This window comes from Micromonospora sp. RV43 (genome assembly GCF_001029515.1).
Lineage (GTDB): Bacteria > Actinomycetota > Actinomycetes > Mycobacteriales > Micromonosporaceae > Micromonospora > Micromonospora aurantiaca.
The window spans coordinates 14,485-31,023 of record NZ_LEKG01000021.1; the positions used below are offsets into that span (position 1 = coordinate 14,485).

At 68.3% G+C, this 16,539-nt stretch carries 16 protein-coding genes; 6 read left to right on the forward strand and 10 right to left on the reverse strand.

Features of this window, described 5'->3' with window-relative positions:
* Nucleotides 1-314: 314 nt before the first annotated feature.
* The 9 genes from ABD52_RS07755 to ABD52_RS07795 all read right to left on the reverse strand — a co-directional run bounded on the left by ABD52_RS07755 (nt 315) and on the right by ABD52_RS07795 (nt 9,335).
* A complete protein-coding gene (locus tag ABD52_RS07755) occupies nt 315-1,109 on the reverse strand; it encodes a class I SAM-dependent methyltransferase (RefSeq protein WP_047891350.1) in 795 nt (264 codons plus the stop codon).
* A gap of 4 nt (nt 1,110-1,113) precedes the next feature.
* Nucleotides 1,114-2,061, reverse strand: coding sequence for a hypothetical protein (locus tag ABD52_RS07760; RefSeq protein ID WP_152748216.1), 948 nt, complete (start codon nt 2,059-2,061; stop codon nt 1,114-1,116).
* A gap of 20 nt (nt 2,062-2,081) precedes the next feature.
* Nucleotides 2,082-3,218 (reverse strand): class II histone deacetylase, encoded by a 1,137-nt coding sequence (locus ABD52_RS07765; protein WP_047891352.1) that lies wholly within the window; start codon nt 3,216-3,218, stop codon nt 2,082-2,084.
* Between the two features lie 39 nt (nt 3,219-3,257).
* Entirely contained in the window at nt 3,258-4,466 is a 1,209-nt protein-coding gene (locus ABD52_RS07770; protein WP_047891353.1) for a histidine decarboxylase, read from the reverse strand.
* Nucleotides 4,463-5,314 carry a hypothetical protein gene (locus tag ABD52_RS07775; RefSeq protein WP_235437398.1) on the reverse strand — a complete coding sequence of 284 codons (852 nt, stop codon included), beginning with the start codon at nt 5,312-5,314 and terminating at the stop codon, nt 4,463-4,465. The genes ABD52_RS07770 and ABD52_RS07775 overlap by 4 nt, the downstream gene beginning before the upstream one ends.
* Before the next feature lie 211 nt (nt 5,315-5,525).
* The gene (locus ABD52_RS07780) at nt 5,526-6,971 is read right to left on the reverse strand and encodes an APC family permease (RefSeq protein ID WP_047891354.1); all 1,446 of its coding nucleotides are present in this window, start codon (nt 6,969-6,971) and stop codon (nt 5,526-5,528) included.
* 11 nt (nt 6,972-6,982) lie between these two features.
* Entirely contained in the window at nt 6,983-7,363 is a 381-nt protein-coding gene (locus ABD52_RS07785) for a hypothetical protein (RefSeq protein WP_152748217.1), read from the reverse strand.
* 98 nt (nt 7,364-7,461) lie between these two features.
* Complete coding sequence (locus ABD52_RS07790; RefSeq protein WP_047891356.1) at nt 7,462-8,145, reverse strand: hypothetical protein; 684 nt, start codon at nt 8,143-8,145, stop codon at nt 7,462-7,464.
* Complete coding sequence (locus ABD52_RS07795; protein ID WP_082171243.1) at nt 8,142-9,335, reverse strand: FAD-binding oxidoreductase; 1,194 nt, start codon at nt 9,333-9,335, stop codon at nt 8,142-8,144. The genes ABD52_RS07790 and ABD52_RS07795 overlap by 4 nt, the downstream gene beginning before the upstream one ends.
* 350 nt (nt 9,336-9,685) lie before the next feature.
* Between ABD52_RS07795 and ABD52_RS07800 the strand changes: the two genes are divergently transcribed.
* The gene (locus tag ABD52_RS07800) at nt 9,686-10,537 is read left to right on the forward strand and encodes a helix-turn-helix transcriptional regulator (RefSeq protein WP_255352838.1); all 852 of its coding nucleotides are present in this window, start codon (nt 9,686-9,688) and stop codon (nt 10,535-10,537) included.
* Complete coding sequence (locus tag ABD52_RS07805; RefSeq protein ID WP_047891357.1) at nt 10,534-10,737, forward strand: DUF397 domain-containing protein; 204 nt, start codon at nt 10,534-10,536, stop codon at nt 10,735-10,737. Before ABD52_RS07800 ends, ABD52_RS07805 begins: the two co-directional genes overlap by 4 nt.
* A gap of 92 nt (nt 10,738-10,829) precedes the next feature.
* Here ABD52_RS07805 and ABD52_RS07810 read toward each other — a convergent pair whose 3' ends face one another.
* A complete protein-coding gene (locus ABD52_RS07810; RefSeq protein ID WP_047891358.1) occupies nt 10,830-11,030 on the reverse strand; it encodes a DUF397 domain-containing protein in 201 nt (66 codons plus the stop codon).
* A gap of 112 nt (nt 11,031-11,142) precedes the next feature.
* Here ABD52_RS07810 and ABD52_RS07815 point away from each other — a divergent pair, with 112 nt between their 5' ends.
* From ABD52_RS07815 to ABD52_RS07830, 4 genes are all read left to right on the forward strand, one after another.
* Nucleotides 11,143-11,679 (forward strand): DUF6879 family protein, encoded by a 537-nt coding sequence (locus ABD52_RS07815; protein ID WP_047891359.1) that lies wholly within the window; start codon nt 11,143-11,145, stop codon nt 11,677-11,679.
* Nucleotides 11,676-12,542: a helix-turn-helix transcriptional regulator gene (locus ABD52_RS07820; protein ID WP_047891360.1), complete on the forward strand. Its 867-nt coding sequence runs from the start codon at nt 11,676-11,678 to the stop codon at nt 12,540-12,542. The genes ABD52_RS07815 and ABD52_RS07820 overlap by 4 nt, the downstream gene beginning before the upstream one ends.
* A 394-nt stretch (nt 12,543-12,936) precedes the next feature.
* The gene (locus tag ABD52_RS38985; protein ID WP_152748218.1) at nt 12,937-14,439 is read left to right on the forward strand and encodes a YozE family protein; all 1,503 of its coding nucleotides are present in this window, start codon (nt 12,937-12,939) and stop codon (nt 14,437-14,439) included.
* A complete protein-coding gene (locus ABD52_RS07830; protein ID WP_047891361.1) occupies nt 14,436-16,520 on the forward strand; it encodes a DNA methyltransferase in 2,085 nt (694 codons plus the stop codon). Before ABD52_RS38985 ends, ABD52_RS07830 begins: the two co-directional genes overlap by 4 nt.
* Nucleotides 16,521-16,539: the final 19 nt, after the last annotated feature.

The window sequence follows — 16,539 nt, forward strand, 5'->3', positions numbered from 1 at the left end:
CCCGGCGCTGCGGAGTCCAAACATGGGTTCACATTCGAGGCGTGCCGCGCCGCAGCGAGCACGACGCTGCTGAGGTCGCCCTGGACGTTGCGAAGCGGTACGGCCGTGTCCGACCCGATTGATGGCCGGCGGCAGCGGGACGGGGGATGCCCGCTACCGCCGGCCGTGGGACGAAGCCGCCGCGCCTAACCCAAGAACGGCGACCGGCCCCGGGCAGCCACCTTCGGGTAGCGGCTACCGGTGTGGGCTGAGGAGAGGTGACAGCTTCTCCACGGCCGGGTCTCTGTGCGGTTGCCACCTGACCTGCTTATGGGTCAGGCCGCCTTGCGGGCATGAATGGCCCTGCGTTCGTAGGAGCTGAGGACCACGGCCGGGTCGCGCATGAGTTTGATGAATCGGTCGAGGTCGTCGTGGCTGAGTTCGGGTTGGACCAGGTGGGGCCGCAGGTGCTCGGCGGCGTCGGCGAGGATGCGGCAGCCGGGGCCGCCGCCGGTCCAGGTTTCGACGCTTCGGTGAATGCACACGGGGCTCATGCCGTTGGCGAAAAGCAGCGCGGTAACGTCGTGCGGCCAGGTGGCGCGCCCATTGCCGGTAATGAGGCTGTAGATCCTCGCCACGAGGTGCTGCACCAGGTCGGCGTCCTCGCCGTCTGGTTGAAGCATCGCCGCAGCGTCCTCGCAGCGTGGGCGGAGCACCCGGGCGGGGGTGAACGGGAGGTCGGCCAGGATCAGCCAGCCGCCGGGCCGAAGCCGACCGATCATCTGCCCGATCTTCCCCTCCGGGTCGGCCAGCGGGCCGTGAAGCCACCGTGCGATGACGACGTCGATGGTGTCGGGCTGGCCGGGCATGTCGTCACCGTCGAGGTCGCGTCGGTAGACGTCGATGACGGCGGTCGGCGCGAGGTAGCTGGTGTCCTCGTCTACTGCGATGACTCTGCCCTTGGGGCCGACGAGGCGAGCTAGATGGGCGGTCAGCTCGCCGGTGCCGGCGCCGATCTCCAGTACGCGTTGGCCGGGCTGGATCGGGATGCGGTCCAGGTCGTGGCGGATGGCCGGGTCGAGCAGCTCCTGTAGGGGCGCGGACGACCGCGCGGCTTGTGTCCGTGTCATTGCTTCACTCCAGGTCGGTACGGTCGGTGAGGCAGGGCGGGTTGTGGTGGATCAGCCACACGCGCGCATGGCGCGGATGCACCTGCCGTTGCGCAGGGGCGGCGTTGGCGCTCGCGGCGGGTTCCCACCAGCGACGGGAGGCGTGGGTGCGGGTGAGCAGGAGGACGGACACCTGCGAACGCCATCCGCTCGCAGCGAGCGTCGCGGTTTCGTAGGCGAGGAGCTGTCCGGTGCCGGGGTCCAGGATCAGTAGGTGCCGGGTTCGGCCGTGCCTGCTGGTCGCGACGAGAGCGACACCGACGCGTCCGGCCCGGTCGAGCGCCGGGTGCGCGGTCAGGCCGCTGGCATCGGCGAGGACCCGCAGCGCGAGGCCCCGCTGCTGCCGGTCAGGGCTGTACCAGTGTGCCAGCGCCGCGAGGCCGTCCAGCAGGGCCGGGGTGTCGTCTCCCCATCCGTTGAGCTGGGCGCTGCTGATCAGCCAGGCGCTCGTCGTGTAGGCGTTGGTGAGGTTCCGCATCCAGAGGTCACCCGGTTGCCACCAGTCGTGGGCCACCTGCGGGCTCGGTGACCGTGTGGCCAACTCCGCACCGGAGTCGTCGGCGGCGTACCAGCGCACCGCTTGGGCTTCCTTCACACCGCCACTGGCGTTGTAGGTCCATCGGTGGTGGTGCACCACGTTGAAGCGGCCGGGTGTGGCATCGCAGGCAGTGGCGGTGATCCGCGCGGCCAGGTGCAGCAGCACCGGACGGGCCGGGCCGCCGGGACGCAGCCGCACCCCCGCCGACGACGCCGACGAGCCGGAATGTGGTGCCGGGTTTGGGACGGCGCAGCCGGCCCCGGCGTCCGGGTCAGCCACGATCGTAGACGTGGATGAAGGCTGAATGGTCAGCCCAGCCACCGCGACGAGCAGGGTCGCGGTGGTGGCGGCGACAGCCTTCGTGCTCGCGATCATCACGGGGATGTGGTCGTTTCTCAGGCGGACGGGACGGTGGTCTGGATGCGGGGCAGGAGTTGCGCGGCCTCGCCGATGACGGTTTGTTGTTGGGGGGTGAGGGGTTCGGTGGCGTAGCCGGCGACGACGGCCGCGAGGGGGTCGGTGACGTGGGTGGTGGTGCCGGCGAGTTCTTCGAGGAACGCCAGGGCGCAGTACGGGGTGTAGAAGGGGCTGTAGCCACCTTCGTGGGCGGCGATGAGCCGGCCGTGGCAGAGCCGGTCGGCGGCGCCGACCAGCAGCCGGGTCATGTGGCGGTAGGACGCGGCGGTGAGCATCTGCCGGGCGAGGGGGTCGAACACGCCCGCGTCGAAGCCGTTGGCGAGCAGGATCAGGTCCGGGGCGAAGCGGTCCAGCGCCGGCAGCACCACCTGGTCCATCGCGTGGAGGTAGGCGGCGTGGCCGCTGCCCGGCGGCAGGGGCACGTTGAGCGCGTACCCGGCTCCATTGCCGGTCCCGTTCTCGTGAGTCCACCCGGAGTCGGGTGGGAAACAGCCGGCCTGGTGCAGGCTGATGGTGAGCACGCTCGGGTCGTCGTCGAAGATGGCTTGGGTGCCGTTGCCGTGGTGGGCGTCCCAGTCCACGACCGCGACCCGGGCGAGCCCGAGTTCGGCCTGGGCGTGGCGGGCGGCGACGGCGATGTTGTTGAACAGGCAGAAGCCCATCCCGGCGTCGGCGGTGGCGTGGTGGCCGGGCGGGCGGACCAGGGCATAGCCGTTGGTGATGTCGCCATGGACGGCGGCGGTAACGAGTTCGATCAGCCCTCCGGCGGCGAGGCGAGCGATGTCGTAGCTACCGTGCCCGACCGGTGAGAAACCGTCTCCGGCATCACCACCGCCGCCGCGCAGCTCGCTCTGGGTCTTGATGTGATAGACGTAGGCGTCGGTGTGCACGCGCGTCAGTTCCGCGACGGTGGCCCGACGGGGCTCGATGACCATCAGATCACCCAGCAGACCGGATGCGTGGATCAGCTCGTGGACGCGTCGCTTCGCCTCGGGGTTCTCGACGTGCACGGCGGGTTGGATACCGGCGGTCGGGTTAGCGGGCAGCAGGCCGGCGCTGGTGCCGGTGTCGTGCCACAGGTACTCGGGGTGGAAGACGTAACCGGTGGTTGTCATGGTCGCCCTTCGTCAGTCGGGTGGCGGGTGCTGGTGTGGTCAGCGCACAGAGGAGCTGGTGGGAGATGCCGTCGCCGGCCTCGGTCGCGGGATCGGTCGGAATCGCGGTCGGGCGGCGGCGACGTCGGCGACGAAGGCGTCGACCTGGCCCGGGGTGATGCCGGGCATGCAGATGAGGTGGCTGGTGTCGCCGTCGGTGGCCAGGAGCCACTTTCGCCGTACGTGCTCAGGTGGGGTGGGGAAAACGACGGTGAAGGCGTGCGGGTGCCGCCAGGCAGGCCAGCCGGCGGCGTTGAGCTGCTCGACGGTGTAGGCGGCGAGCCGGCGGGCCTCGTCGGCCCGCCAGCGGTGCCCTTCCCGTCCGTGGGCGGCGATGGCGTGCCACAGCAGCGCGGCTGACAGGCCGCAGCGGGATCCGGTGATGGTGGTGTCCGCGGTGGCGGTGTAGGCAACGCGGCTGCCGGTGGTGCGCAGGTGATCGCGGATGAGCGCGATCCCGCACGGGGTCGGTGTGCCGAGGAACTTGTGGCCGCTGATCGCGACGCTGCCGATGCCGCTGGCGTCGTCGAGGGACAGCCGCCCGTCCAGCGCCAGGGGGATGCCGGACAGGGCCGCGTCGACGTGCAGGTGCCCGCCTGCGTGGTGTGCGTCGAGGACCGCGCGGATGCGGCTGGTGTCATCGACGGCCTCGGTCATGGTGGTTCCGGCGGTCGCGACGACGATGGCCGGGAAGCGGCGCCTCCTGTGGAGCTGCTCGGCGAGGTGCGCGTAGTCCATCTCCCCGTCGGGCTGCGCGCGGACAAGGACGCCGTGAGCGCCGAGCAGACGCACCACCTTGGCTACGGAGTAGTGGGCGGCAGTCGAGTAGTAGATCCGGGCCGTGGGGTCACGTCGGTGGGCGGCGTGTAGGGCGGACAGGTTTCCTTCCGTGCCGCCGCTGCTGACGTAGCCCCACCGGTCGTCGGCGGGCATGGTGAGCAGGTCGGCTACCCACGTGATGACCGCGCGTTCCAGCGCCCGCGTGTGCGCCACTCCGCCCTCGTCGGCGGGGTCGCCGATGTTGTTCCACAGCCTGCCGCCGAGGCGTGTCATGACCTCGGTGTGGTCGAGGTCCACGGCACCAGGGAACCCGATGCTCGTGGCCGCCGCGGCGTCGGCTTCACCGACGAGATGGTCAAGAACGGCCGTGATGTCGATCGGCGCGCGGCTCAGGTCCGCGGCGACGGCGAGGTTCAGGGTATGAGTCACGCCGGCCCCCCGCCGTGCAAGTGCGCGGTGAGAGTGTGGTGCAGCGCGCCGAGGTGCCGCCACACCGTTCGGGTGGCGTCGTCGCCGTCCTCGGTCAGGTTCTCGTGCCGGTTGTAGTAGGTGACGCGGTCCGGGTCGAGGGTGCGGTTGCAGCGGATGCCGTCCACGCCCAGGCGCGCGTGGGGGTCGCGGTCGATGTGCATGGCGGTGCCGTCGGTCAGCAGCACGTACGCCTGGCCTTTGAGGTCGAAGACCGACAGGCGATGCCCGCTGGCCGGTAGATCTCGAAGGGTGTGGGCGAGCTGGTACCAGCGGCCCTGGTCGGAGTCGAGGGTGCTGACCCCGGCACCGACGTAGGTCGCGTGCTCCGGCAGGCTCATGTCCCCGCCGTTGACCATCGAGCCCTCGGGGCCGAGGGGATGCCAGCGGCGCCGCGCGGAGGCCGCGCGGGCGATGTTGTCCCGGGCTACGCCGTCGAGGTCCGCCAGCAACCTCGGGAGGTCGTCGGAGTCTGGGGAGGCCAGCCACAGCCGGTAGGCGGTGTGCAGCCGGTAGCCGTGCGGCTCGCCGGGCGCGTCGGAGACGAAGAACAGCATCACTCCGTGCGGGCCGAGGGCCTCACGCCCACCGAACCGTTGATCGGCCTCGACCATGTGGCCGGTGTTGATCCGCTTGCACCGGTACCCGACCTGCTTGCGCAGGTCGGCCCAGCGGCGGACCTCCGGCGGCATCCTGTCCTCGACGGGCACGTACTCGTACGGCGAGGCCGACCCGGTCGGGTGCACGGGCTGCGCGGGCGGGGACGGGGGCGGCATGGTCTCCGGCGTTCGCGAGTAGTCGGCCGACATACGCGCCGTCCCGTAGCCGGGCCCCGGCGCGGGGGCGGTAAACCCCGGTGGGTGAGCGGCAGGCCCTGGCCCGTACGGCGGGTGTTCCATCGCAAGCGCGGGCGGTGCCGTCTGCGGGTGCTCCGGTCGCCATCCGGCTTCGGCGTGTTCGGCGCTGTAGTGCCTGCCCGGAGGCGGTGTGGCCGCGTGGGTCATCATCGTCGCCCCCTTGTCAGATCGCGACGCTGATCGCGTCGGGGACGGCGTGCGTGCTCGGGGTGCCACGGCCGATGCCGGCGTAGACGTCCGGACGGGATTGCCGCAGATGCCCTGCCCACACCCCGCCGAGGACGGCGGTGGCGGCGAGGATCATCGGCAGCAGGAACGGGTACAGCGATCCCGGCGCGGCACCGAGTAGGGAGCCGACGTTGCCGACCATCAGAGCCAGCAGCACCAGCCCGCCCAGGACGCCCAGCGCGGGTGCGAGTCGCCACTCCCACACCCCCGGCCTCGGGCCGCGCACGCTCGCCGGTGCGGTCATCGCCGCCACCGATGCGGCCAGCAGCAGGCTCAGCAGGCCCATCGCGCCCAGCGTCGAGAGCCACGTGAACATGACCGCGATCGGATCAGCGCCGGCCAGCGCGAACGCGATCACCACCACCGAGGCGATGCCCGTCTGCGTCAACGAGCCGCCGCGCGGAGCGCTGACCCGGGTCGTGCTGCCCGTGCGCGCGAGCCCAGAGGGCAGGACGCCTTCGCGCGCCAGGGCGAACACATAGCGGGCCACCACGTTGTGGAAGACGAGCTTCGAGGTGACGATCGCGAGGATCAGGACCAGCTCCGCCAGCGGAACCCACCAGCCGCCGAGGCGTTCCAGGACCGAGAACGGCAGCCCACCCGCCGGGTCGGCGGCCACCTCGCCGACGGCGGCGGGGCCGACGGCCACGCCCATCGCCCACGCCGCGAGCGCGTACACGCCGCCGAGGACGATCACCGCGCCGATCGTGGCCCGACCCACCGACCGGCGGTCCACGGCCTCTTCGACCATCGAACCCGGGGCGTCAACACCCATCAACGCCGCCACGCTGAACGCGACCGCGCCACCGACGCCGCCGACCGCCAGCCCGGAGATGTCGAAGGCAGCCCACGACAGCTGACGGTCCGCCGGTTCCGCGACACTGGTGAGGACGAACGCGGCGACGATCAGCAGTGACCCCACCAGCACGGCCAGCAAGACCCGGGTCGAGAGCACGATGGCCCGGATACCGAACGCTCCGACCACGGCCACGGCGATGCCCGCCCACACCCACCACACACCGCCGAGTTGCCCGGCCATCGTGGCACCGAGCAAGCCGTACAGGCTGATCTGAATCGAGTTGTAGGCAACCAGAGCGACCAGGCCGGCGGCGACGCCCCAGCCGCGCCCGAGGCTGTTGGCGAGGATGCCGTAGTAGGCCGCCGGGTGCCCGAGCTGGCGGGCCATCGCCGTGTACCCGACGGCCAGCAACGCGACGACCGCCGCGACGAGGACGAACACCAGCGGCAGCGCGGTTACCTGCGTGGTGGCGTAGGTGGCGACGATGCCTCCGGCGAGCACCACCATCGGTGCCGACGCCGCCGCCCCGAACACCCACAACCCGGTCGGCGTCAACGTCCGCCGCGCGAGCGCCACCTGCATGTGCGTTGACCTCACCACTGCCCCCGATCGGTCGAGTCCGGGCAGCACGAGCGGCGGCAGCCGTCCACCGGATGCCTGCTCACATCGGCGGCGTTCGCCGCGACGAGATACACCGCCGCCGGCCGTACCGGACCGCGACGCCAGTAACGCCGGTCCCGGTCCAGCCGCCGCCGGGCGGTGGCCGCGTCTGGGGTGAACCCGAACAGGTCGTGGGCCCCGTGGGGCCACTGCCGCCGGATCGCGTAGCCCCACGCGAACTCGTCCGACGTCACGTCTCCCGCGTCCGTGACGGCGGTGCTGGCGCAGGCGGCGGTCGAGCCTGCCTGCCACCGGCTGGCGTTGCGCCGCCGGGGTGGAGCCAATGCCCGTAAAAGGGTGATAGCGGACAGCATGAGGGGTGCCTCCTTCGAGTTCGGGGTGCAACGAGGTAGCCCGACAGGCGCGAGGTCAGCCGCCCGCAGGTGATCAACTTCCGGATGAATCTGAACGGTTAGGGGGACCGAGGCATCGCGATCACCCGTCCGTGAAACGGCATCGCGGCGCGGTGCAGCCGTACTCGGCGCGGTAGAGCGCTGAGCCGCTCGTCCGGTGCCGGCCGCCACATCCGCCACAGCATCGGCCCGCCCGGCTCCAGCAGGATCGGTGAGCGCGGTTCGTACCCGAGCCCAGCGAGCACACTCTCGCGGGGGTTGTCGCTGGCCACCTCCGCGTACGCCGGCAACCCCTCCTCGTCTGCCACCCGGTGATAACTGGCCAGCAACGCGCGCGCCGCCGCCTCCTGCCCAGGGCGAACCGCGAGGTGAGCGAGGTAGTGATGCGGCGTATGCGGGAGCACCGCGTCGACGTAGGCGTGCAGCAACGCAAACCGCGCCGCATCCGCGCCGAGGAACCGCTGCAGGTCATACATCCACTCGGCACCCGGCGTAGGCGGCTCACGCCGCGAGTACCAGATCGCCACGGCCGCGTGATCGTCGGTCGTATCAACCCGGCCGTACCGCACACCGCGCTTCAGCACCAGACGCGCGTAGCGCCACAAGACCCCCGGACGCCCCGCCGCAGCAGGCACCAGCCACGCCCCCAAGGGCCGACTCACCAGCCCCTGTGCCACAACCTCGGACAGTTCGCTCAGCTCCGCATCAGCGGCGCTGCGAACTGCCGGATCCGTCAGCTTCATGCCGAACCCCTCCGGTCGATGCCGCCGGCCGTCATGTCCACACCAGACGGGCTCGCGACGCGCGACGAGCGTTGGCGTGACACCCAAGGCACCGAATCCATGGCGCGCCGGAACGTCGTGGCCAGGTGCAGACTGTCGGCAGGGATCCCGGCAGCCGGCAGACGAACGCGCGCCGCCTCTATCAGCTTCGGGGACCCGCACACGTAGAACGCCTGCCCTCGCCGGTAGTGGTACAACGCCACGGTCAGCAGATCGCCCTGCGCCGCCGGTTCCACATCACCATCGTCGGAGAACGCCAACTCCACCGTCAGCCAGTCTCGATGCGCCTGCGCCAACTCGTCCAACGCCACCGCGTCGTACAGATCAAGCAGCGTCCGCGCCCCCACCACCAACGTCACCCGCCGCTTGACCGGCGAAGCGGCCACCTGCTCCACCAACGCGCGCAGCGGCGCGAGACCCGTACCACCGGCCGCCAACAGCACATCGGCCTCGCCCGCGGCCTCCAGCGACAACCCGACGTCGACCGCGGGACCCAGCCACAGCTCCTCGCCCAGCGCCACGCGCTCAACCAGCACGGGCGACACCACGCCCTCGCCGACCGCGCGGACGTGGAACTCCACCGTCCCATCCCGGCGAGGAGCATTCGCCGGCGAATACCACCGCCACAGCCCTGGCAGCCGAGGCGTACACACTGGCATCGCCTGACCAGGCAGGAAACGAAGACGACGCATCGGCCGAACAGTCAAGACCGCGACTCCATCAGCCGCCGCGTCGCACGCCACGACCTCGCCGACCGTGACATGAGGGCCGTCGCCCATCACCGTCGCCGCTCTCTCCGCCACCCGCAGCACCCGACGGCATCCCTGCTCCCAGCAACCGGCTAGTTCCGGCTCCCAGCTCGCACCCGCGAACCGCCGCACCGTGTCCACCACCGCCGCAGCAACGACAGTGCCGTGATACGGATACAGCCCAAACCGCCGATACATCCGACCCAACACCGCCAACCCGGCACGCCGACCCGCCCGGTCACCCTGACCAACCACCATCCGGCACACCGTTGAGAAGAACATCGGCGCACACCCCTGCGGAAGAAACCGCACGCTACGGTCCGCCATGAACGACCAGAAGTGATCAGCAGCGCGCTCATGCGCGGCAAGGGCGACCGTCAGCGAGGACCCGAGATCAGCCATCGCGTTTACACGTTCCCCGCGAACCAGCCATCCACGGCGCCGGCAACCTCAACCTGAAGCGCCCGACAGATCGATACGCCACATGGGGAGCCAGTTGATCAAGATCAGCGACCGCATCATCACCCCGTTGCCTACGGAGCTTGACCAGCTTGGCACCGGGAGGCAGTGCGGCGGGTCTCGTGGCTGGCACTGCTGAGCCCACGTGTCCTCCCGGTGTGGCGATCACTCATCGGACGGATCTCGACGCCCGTCTAGTCTTAGGCGGGCATCTAGTCTTACAGCCAAGACTAGATCCAGACAAGTTGTCTGAGTCAATTTCTGCACTTGCCCGGCTGTGTCATGCTGTCTCGGTGCCAAACTGGCCTACCTTGAGACGCAGACGGCTCGCCCGTGAGCTGGCCAACTTGCGTGAGTCCATCGGCATGACGATCGAGGAAGCTGCGGGGCATGCAGGGATTTCCCCCTCTCACCTCTCCCGCGTAGAGCGCGCGCTGGTAGGGGTGCGCGTGCCTGTAGTGCGAGCGTTGCTTGCTACGTACGGCGCGAGCCCCACGGTGACAACCAGCCTGGTGGAGGTAGCTCAGACGGCGACGCAACGTGGCTGGTGGCATCGATACGCGGGCAGCATCCCCGACGAGTACGCGACCTATATCGGGTTCGAGGCAGACGCCGCGCGGATCTGGAACTTCGAGCTGATCTCGATTCCGGGCCTGATGCAGACCGAGGGTTATACCCGATCGGTCCTACAAGGCGGCGTTGCCCGTCTCAGCGAGGAGGAGATCGAGCGCCGCCTTGAGGTCCGCATGCGCCGGCAAGCCCTGCTGCATCGTGAGGGTCCACCGGCTCTATGGGCAGTTCTCGATGAGAGCGCCATACGGCGGCAGGTAGGTGGCCCTGAGACGATGGCTGAGCAGCTCAACCACTTGGCGGCTATCGCGAATTTGCCGCACGTGGATGTGCAGGTGCTGCCGTTCGCGGCAGGCGCACATCCCGGCACCCCGGGTTCATTCGTCGTCCTTGGTTTTGCCGATCCCACTGATCGGGAGGTCGTTTACATCGAGACCATGGCTGGCGATCTCTACCCTGAGGGCGACGCGGACGTGCAGGGAGCCGTTCAGGCGTTTGATCGATTGAGAGCGATGGCACTCGCCCCGGACGAATCCGTGTCGATGATCCGTAACGTTGCAAAGGAGCTCGCGTGAACGACTTCAGTCGCGCGAAGTGGCGGAAGAGCACTAAGACCCAGCAGAGTGGCCAATGTGTCGAAGTGGCGAGGGTGGGCGAGGTCGTCGGGGTGCGAGATTCCAAGGACCCAACCGGACCCGTACTGCTGTTCACGACCGGCGAGTTTGCCGCCTTCCTCGACGGCGCGGCCAAGGGTGAGTTCGACGATCTCCTTTAGCCAGGGCTAGCGCAGATTCGTAGATGCCCGGCTCGGTGGCACCGAGCCGGGCATCTAGGCTTCGCTCGCGGCCCCAAACCGACGCCCCATGATCACAGGTCGTTGAACTCGCCCTGGTTCGCGCCGCGCAGGAATGCCCGCCACTCTGAGCGCGAGAACGTGAGCTTCGCGCCTTCGGGGTTCTTCGAGTCCCGGACGGCCACGCCGTCGGGCAGCGACGCCACCTCCACACAGTCGCCGTTGAGGCTCTCTGAGCTCTTCCGCCAGGTCAGGCCCGCGAACGCGTCCGACATGTTGACTCCCTTCACTGCGTTAGGATCGAGACTGCCACAAGGCTGCCAGGAGGACTAGTCTTCGGGCGCGACTAAACTTGATCGGCAGGTGGCCACAGAACGGGACAATCGGATGCAGATGGACGAGTTGCAGCGCATGCTGCGAAGGGTGGAGCGATCGGTGTTCCGTCTGGAGACACTGGATTGCTACACGGCACCGGGTGAGGAAGACCTGCTGCGCGACTTCCATGCGGGGCGCGCTCTCCCACCACGCAGCCCGGACCATGATCCCTGGTTGCGGATGGTGGCGGACAGCGTGAACGCCGGCAGGCGCTGGGGCAGGGTCCACGTCCTGAACCGCCCGCTGTCGGACTATCTCCGCTTCGAACTCCTCGGCTATCAGGGAAACTTGCTTGCGGGCGAGGACGTTCGCATCGCTGATCGGGCGGTGGCTCCAGACAAGCTAGGCGAACTGACGTCTGATTTTTGGCTGCTCGATGACGTGCTTGCCGTGAAGATTGAGTATGACCAAAAAGGCCGGCGCTTGGCCATGCGGCCGACCAGCCATGTAGCGCCCTACGTCGAACAACGCGACCTCGCAATGAGGTACGCCGTGCCGCTTCGGGCATATCTGCCGTCGGTGCAGCATGAGTTGCGTAGATCCTGGTGACCCCAGCGGTGGATGACCGATCTGTCCTTGTGGCCCGGCTGCGGGAACTCCGCGAGGAGGCTGGCCTGTCGACCACGCGACTCGCGGCGGCATTGGGCTGGTCGCAGTCAAAGGTCTCCAAGATCGAGAACCGACGCACGAAACCATCTGTCGCCGATGTCCAAGCGTGGGCAGTCGCAACCCAAGCGCCGAGCGATGTGACGGCCGAACTCGTGGATGCTGCCGAATCTATTCAAGTGGCGTCAATCATTTGGGACAGGACGCTCAGCGGCGGACGCGCTGAACATCAACGGACCATTGGTCGACTGCTCCATGACGCCGAGCAGGTGCAGGTATTCCAGCATGCAGTTGTACCCGGATTGCTTCAAACCGCTGAGTACGCGCGCAACGTCCTTACTCTTTCGGACGTGTTCGGAGTCGGCGACACGTCCCGGGCAACGGCGGCGCGCATTGAGCGGCAGGTAGTGCTCTACGAACAGGATAGAACGTTCGATTTCCTCATCTCCGAAACCGCTTTGCGGTTTCGCGCGGCACCGCCTGGGGCGCTCGCTGCACAGTATGAAAAGATTCTTTCTGTCTCCACGCTACCCGCCGTGAGCATCGCCATCCTGCCAGTTGATCTCCGGCCGTCGATGGTCCATGCCCACCCGTTCGTCTTATATACCCTGCCCGACAATACACGCCTCGTCACGATCGAAACCTACACCCGTGAAATGACGCTGACTGATCCCGAAGAAGTGGACGTCTACTCGCGGGTGTATCGGTCGCTACTGGCAGATGCGCTAACGGGAGAATCGGCACGTCGTTTCTTGACTGAGCTTCGTTCCGAGGCGTTGCGTTTGATGGTGCCGCGGCACGACTAGTGCCTCGTCACGCAGCCTTCGACGGGTATCGGGTGGCGGATCTTGGAGTTGGTGGTCTTGGTGGCCCTGCCACGTCACTCCGCGTTCGTCCAGGATCCGGCGGACGGTCTCGACGCTGATCGTGCTGACGCGGCCGGCGGTGGTGAGGTGGTCACGCAGTTGACAAGTGACCAGCAGGAGAGCGGCTGGCCGATGAAGCGGGGGTCGCACCGGGCGATGACGCAGATCCAATCTTGGGTCTGTTCATCGATCCGTCTCGGTGCGCCCCCGCTTCATTTTGGGTCCACGGCGTCGAACCCGATGACGTCGTCTCTCGGCGCGTACCGTCGCGGAGTTTCCGCCGATCCGGCATGCTGACCCTGGCAAACCGAGCCACCAGCACTTAGGAAATACCGTGACCGCAGACCAGCCCAGTCAAGCCGACCTCACCCGGGTCATGGATGCCCACCCTATGCTCTGCGACTACGGTTACGGCAAGTACACGGCGGCTGGCTTTGACCACGCTGCCGACCGGGCAGCTCTCGCTGACAATCTCGACCAGGTGCGCACCGCATACGCCTGGCTGGGCACACTTCATCCCGCTAGCGACCGGCCCTGGCCCACCTCGTACGGGTTAAAGCACGCCGGGGAACACGCCGGGATCGGGTACGTCACCAACGGCGCCATGATTGCCGCTGCCTACCTCGCTGGCGTGAGTGTGCGGGTACGCCCCGACTGCCCCAACCCCGAGCTCGGCGTCGCCCTCACCCCACCCAAGACGCCCGCGCCGGACGGCAGTTTCACCGCGTGGCTCGCCGGCCACGCCAATGCCAACCACCCGATCGGTGGCTTGGCCCGCGACGTCGCCGGCGACGACTGCTGGCCTGCCACCGGCACGGATTACCGTCAGTTTGCCGACCACCTCGCCGAGCACTTCGCCTATGAACCAGCTTGGATGAGCCTGCGGGAGGCATGGGAGGCGTACAGCGGGCACCCCGCTCCCTCGGACGACGAGAATGAAGAGTATGCCCGAGGCGGAAGCGTGACACGACGATCGCCGGCGTCGGGCCCTCCGCCCGTACTGTCGGATGCTGTCGGTAGCCTGAGAACATCGCTCGTTTACGAGCATGAACAGCAAGTCGAGCAGAGGGTGACAGTGACCGCAGTCGAGCAGGTGTTCTTGGAGTGCGAGCGAGCCCGAGCTGACGGTGACTTGATCAAGCGGGTCTCGGCCAGTGACAAGGAGTACCACTTCCAGAACTGGGTGCAGGCCCGCATCGAAGCCTGCGCGCTGAATTACGACGATCCGGGGCGGAACACCTACCCCGACTTCCGGCTGGTCGACCACCCGGAGGGCTACGAGGTCAAGGGCCTGGAGTTCCCGGGCCGTGAGGCCGACTACGACTCCAACTCGCAGGTGCCGATGGGCAGGCACAACGGCCGCGAGGTCTTCTACGTGTTCGGCCGCTACCCGAAGTCTGAACGCGGTGTCGATGAGTACCCGGTCGTCGACCTGGTGGTCTGCCACGGCAGCTTCCTTAACGCCGACCACGAGTACGTTCACAAGAACAAGTCGTTCCGCGGATTCGGCTCCTACGGCGATATCCTCGTCCGCGACCGCAAGATGTACGTCGTGCCGACCCCCTTCGCTCTCGCCTCGGGCACCGCCGGTCTTGCCACGCTCATCCTCCCGGCCAGCTACGAGATCCAGTCCGACCAACTCGTCCAGGTTGGCGACCTCGACCGCGTTGAGGTCGACGAGGTGCTCGTGTCCTACGAGTTCAATATGCAGACCAACGAGATGGTCACGCACAAGGAGCCGAACCCGAACGCCGGCACGGTTCACCGGTTCCGCGCTTACCGGTCGCGCGGGGCGGGTGACTCCAAGAAGGTCACGCTGAACGGATCCCGCTCGTGACCTCTGTCGTGCCAGCGCAGACCAGCTTGGAGTCGATGTTCCCGGCCGCGATGCTCAGCGCCGTCGGTACCAAGGAGTCCTGGCGCAAGGAGGTCCACCGCCCGGCCACCAGCACGCACAAGTGGTGGGCTAAGCGGCTGGGTACCGTCTTTCGCGGCATCCTCGCCTCTGCTGTCACCCCCGACGGCGATGACGCTGCGTCCGCATACGGCTCGGCGGTCGACCTGGCGGGTGCCGTGGTGCTCGACCCGTTCTCGGGGTCGGGCGTGACGGGCGTTGAGGTGCTGAAGCTCGGTGGCCGAGCCGTCTGCTTCGACATCAACCCTGTGGCGACCCTGGTCCAGCGCCAGGCAATGCAGCCTTGGGACATGCAGGCTCTGACATCCGCGTATGCCGCGGTCGAGGCGGCTTGCCGCGAGGAGGTCGATCGCCTCCACCGGACCGATGACGGCCGGACGGTCCTGTACTACTTCTGGGTCGCGACCGTCGAGTGCCCCGACTGCTCGGACCGCGTGCGCCTGTTCGACTCACCGGTCTTTTCCAAGAACGCCTACCCGAAGCGGGTTCCGAAGGCTCAGATCGTCTGTCCGGAGTGCCTGGCGGTCCAGGAGAGCCGCTACGACTTCGAGACCGCCACCTGTCCGAACGGACACGCGATCACCCAGCGCGGGGCCGTCCGTGGCCAGGTGGCGATCTGCCGGCACGGCCACAGCTTCAAGATCCTGTCGGCGCTCAACGGCAGCCGGCCGGAGTACGAGATGTACGCGAAGATGGTCGCGAACCGGGACGGGTCGAAGGTCTACGAGGCCATCACTGACTGGGATCGTGACCTCTACGACGAGTGCGTGGAGTTGCTCGCGGGTCTGCCTGACACGGCTGTCCTCCCGCGAGGCGAACTCGCGCGCGGCAACAACACTGACCAGGCGCTGAAGTGGAACTTCCGCCAGTGGCGCGACTTCTTCAACGCCCGTCAGCTGGTCTCGCTCTCGATGATCGCGACTGCGATCCGTGACCTGCCGGGTCCGGCCGCCGAACGTGAGGCGCTCTGCGCACTCTTCTCGGGCACCCTCGAGTTCAACAACCTGTTCACGTCTTTCAAGGGCGAGGGCACCGGCGCTGTCCGCCACATGTTCAGCCACCACATCCTCAAGCCGGAGCGGACGCCGCTCGAAGCCCACCCATGGGGGACGCCCCAGTCGTCGGGGGCGTTCTCGACGCTCTACAAGAGCCGTCTGCAGCGTGCCCACGAGTACAAGGCGGAGCCGGCCGACCTCGTCGACGACGGCACCGATATCAACCGCGTCACCGGACTCTCCGAGCCGTTGGCGGCGACGATCGCCGACTCCTGGGACTCGTTCTCGGCCAGCACTGTCCAGGCCGCCTACGTCTCCACCAGGAACTCGGCGGACACCGACCTCCCGGAGGCGTCCGTCGATCTGGTCATCACCGACCCGCCATACATGGACAACGTCCACTACGCCGAGCTCGCCGACTTCTTCCACGCCTGGCTCCAGGCGATGCAGCCGTACGAGGGGTACGCCCAGACGCCCACGACCCGTCGGGCGGGCGAGGTCCAGCACGCGGACCCGGCCGAATTCGGCAAGGCGATCGAGGCCGTCTGGACGGAGTGCGCCCGGGTCCTGAAGCCTGGCGGACTGCTCGCCTTCACCTTCCACCAAGCCCGGATCAGCGGATGGGTCCAGGTGGTCGAGTCGCTGCGGCGGTCCGGCTTCGTGGTGACCGCCGTCCAGCCGGTCAAGGGCGAGATGACGACGAGCATCGTCAAAGCCGGCGCGCGGGAGCCCTCGAACCTGGACAGCGTCGTGGTCTGCCGGCGGGCCGTCGACGGCGCGACCAACCCAAACCGCTCGATCGAGGAAGCGCTCGCCACCGCGCAGAAGGAGCTGGCCGCTCTGCGGGACGCCGGCGTCGACGTCGGCGCGGGCGATGTCCGTTCGGTCGTGCGCGGATCCTTGCTGGCATATTTCGCGTCCGTGGGCACATCCCTGGACGACGCCGTCACTACTCAGGTCGACGACCTGGCGACGGGGGCCATCATCGCGCTGCGCGCCGCAGCCTGACCCCGCACCTCCTCGACCT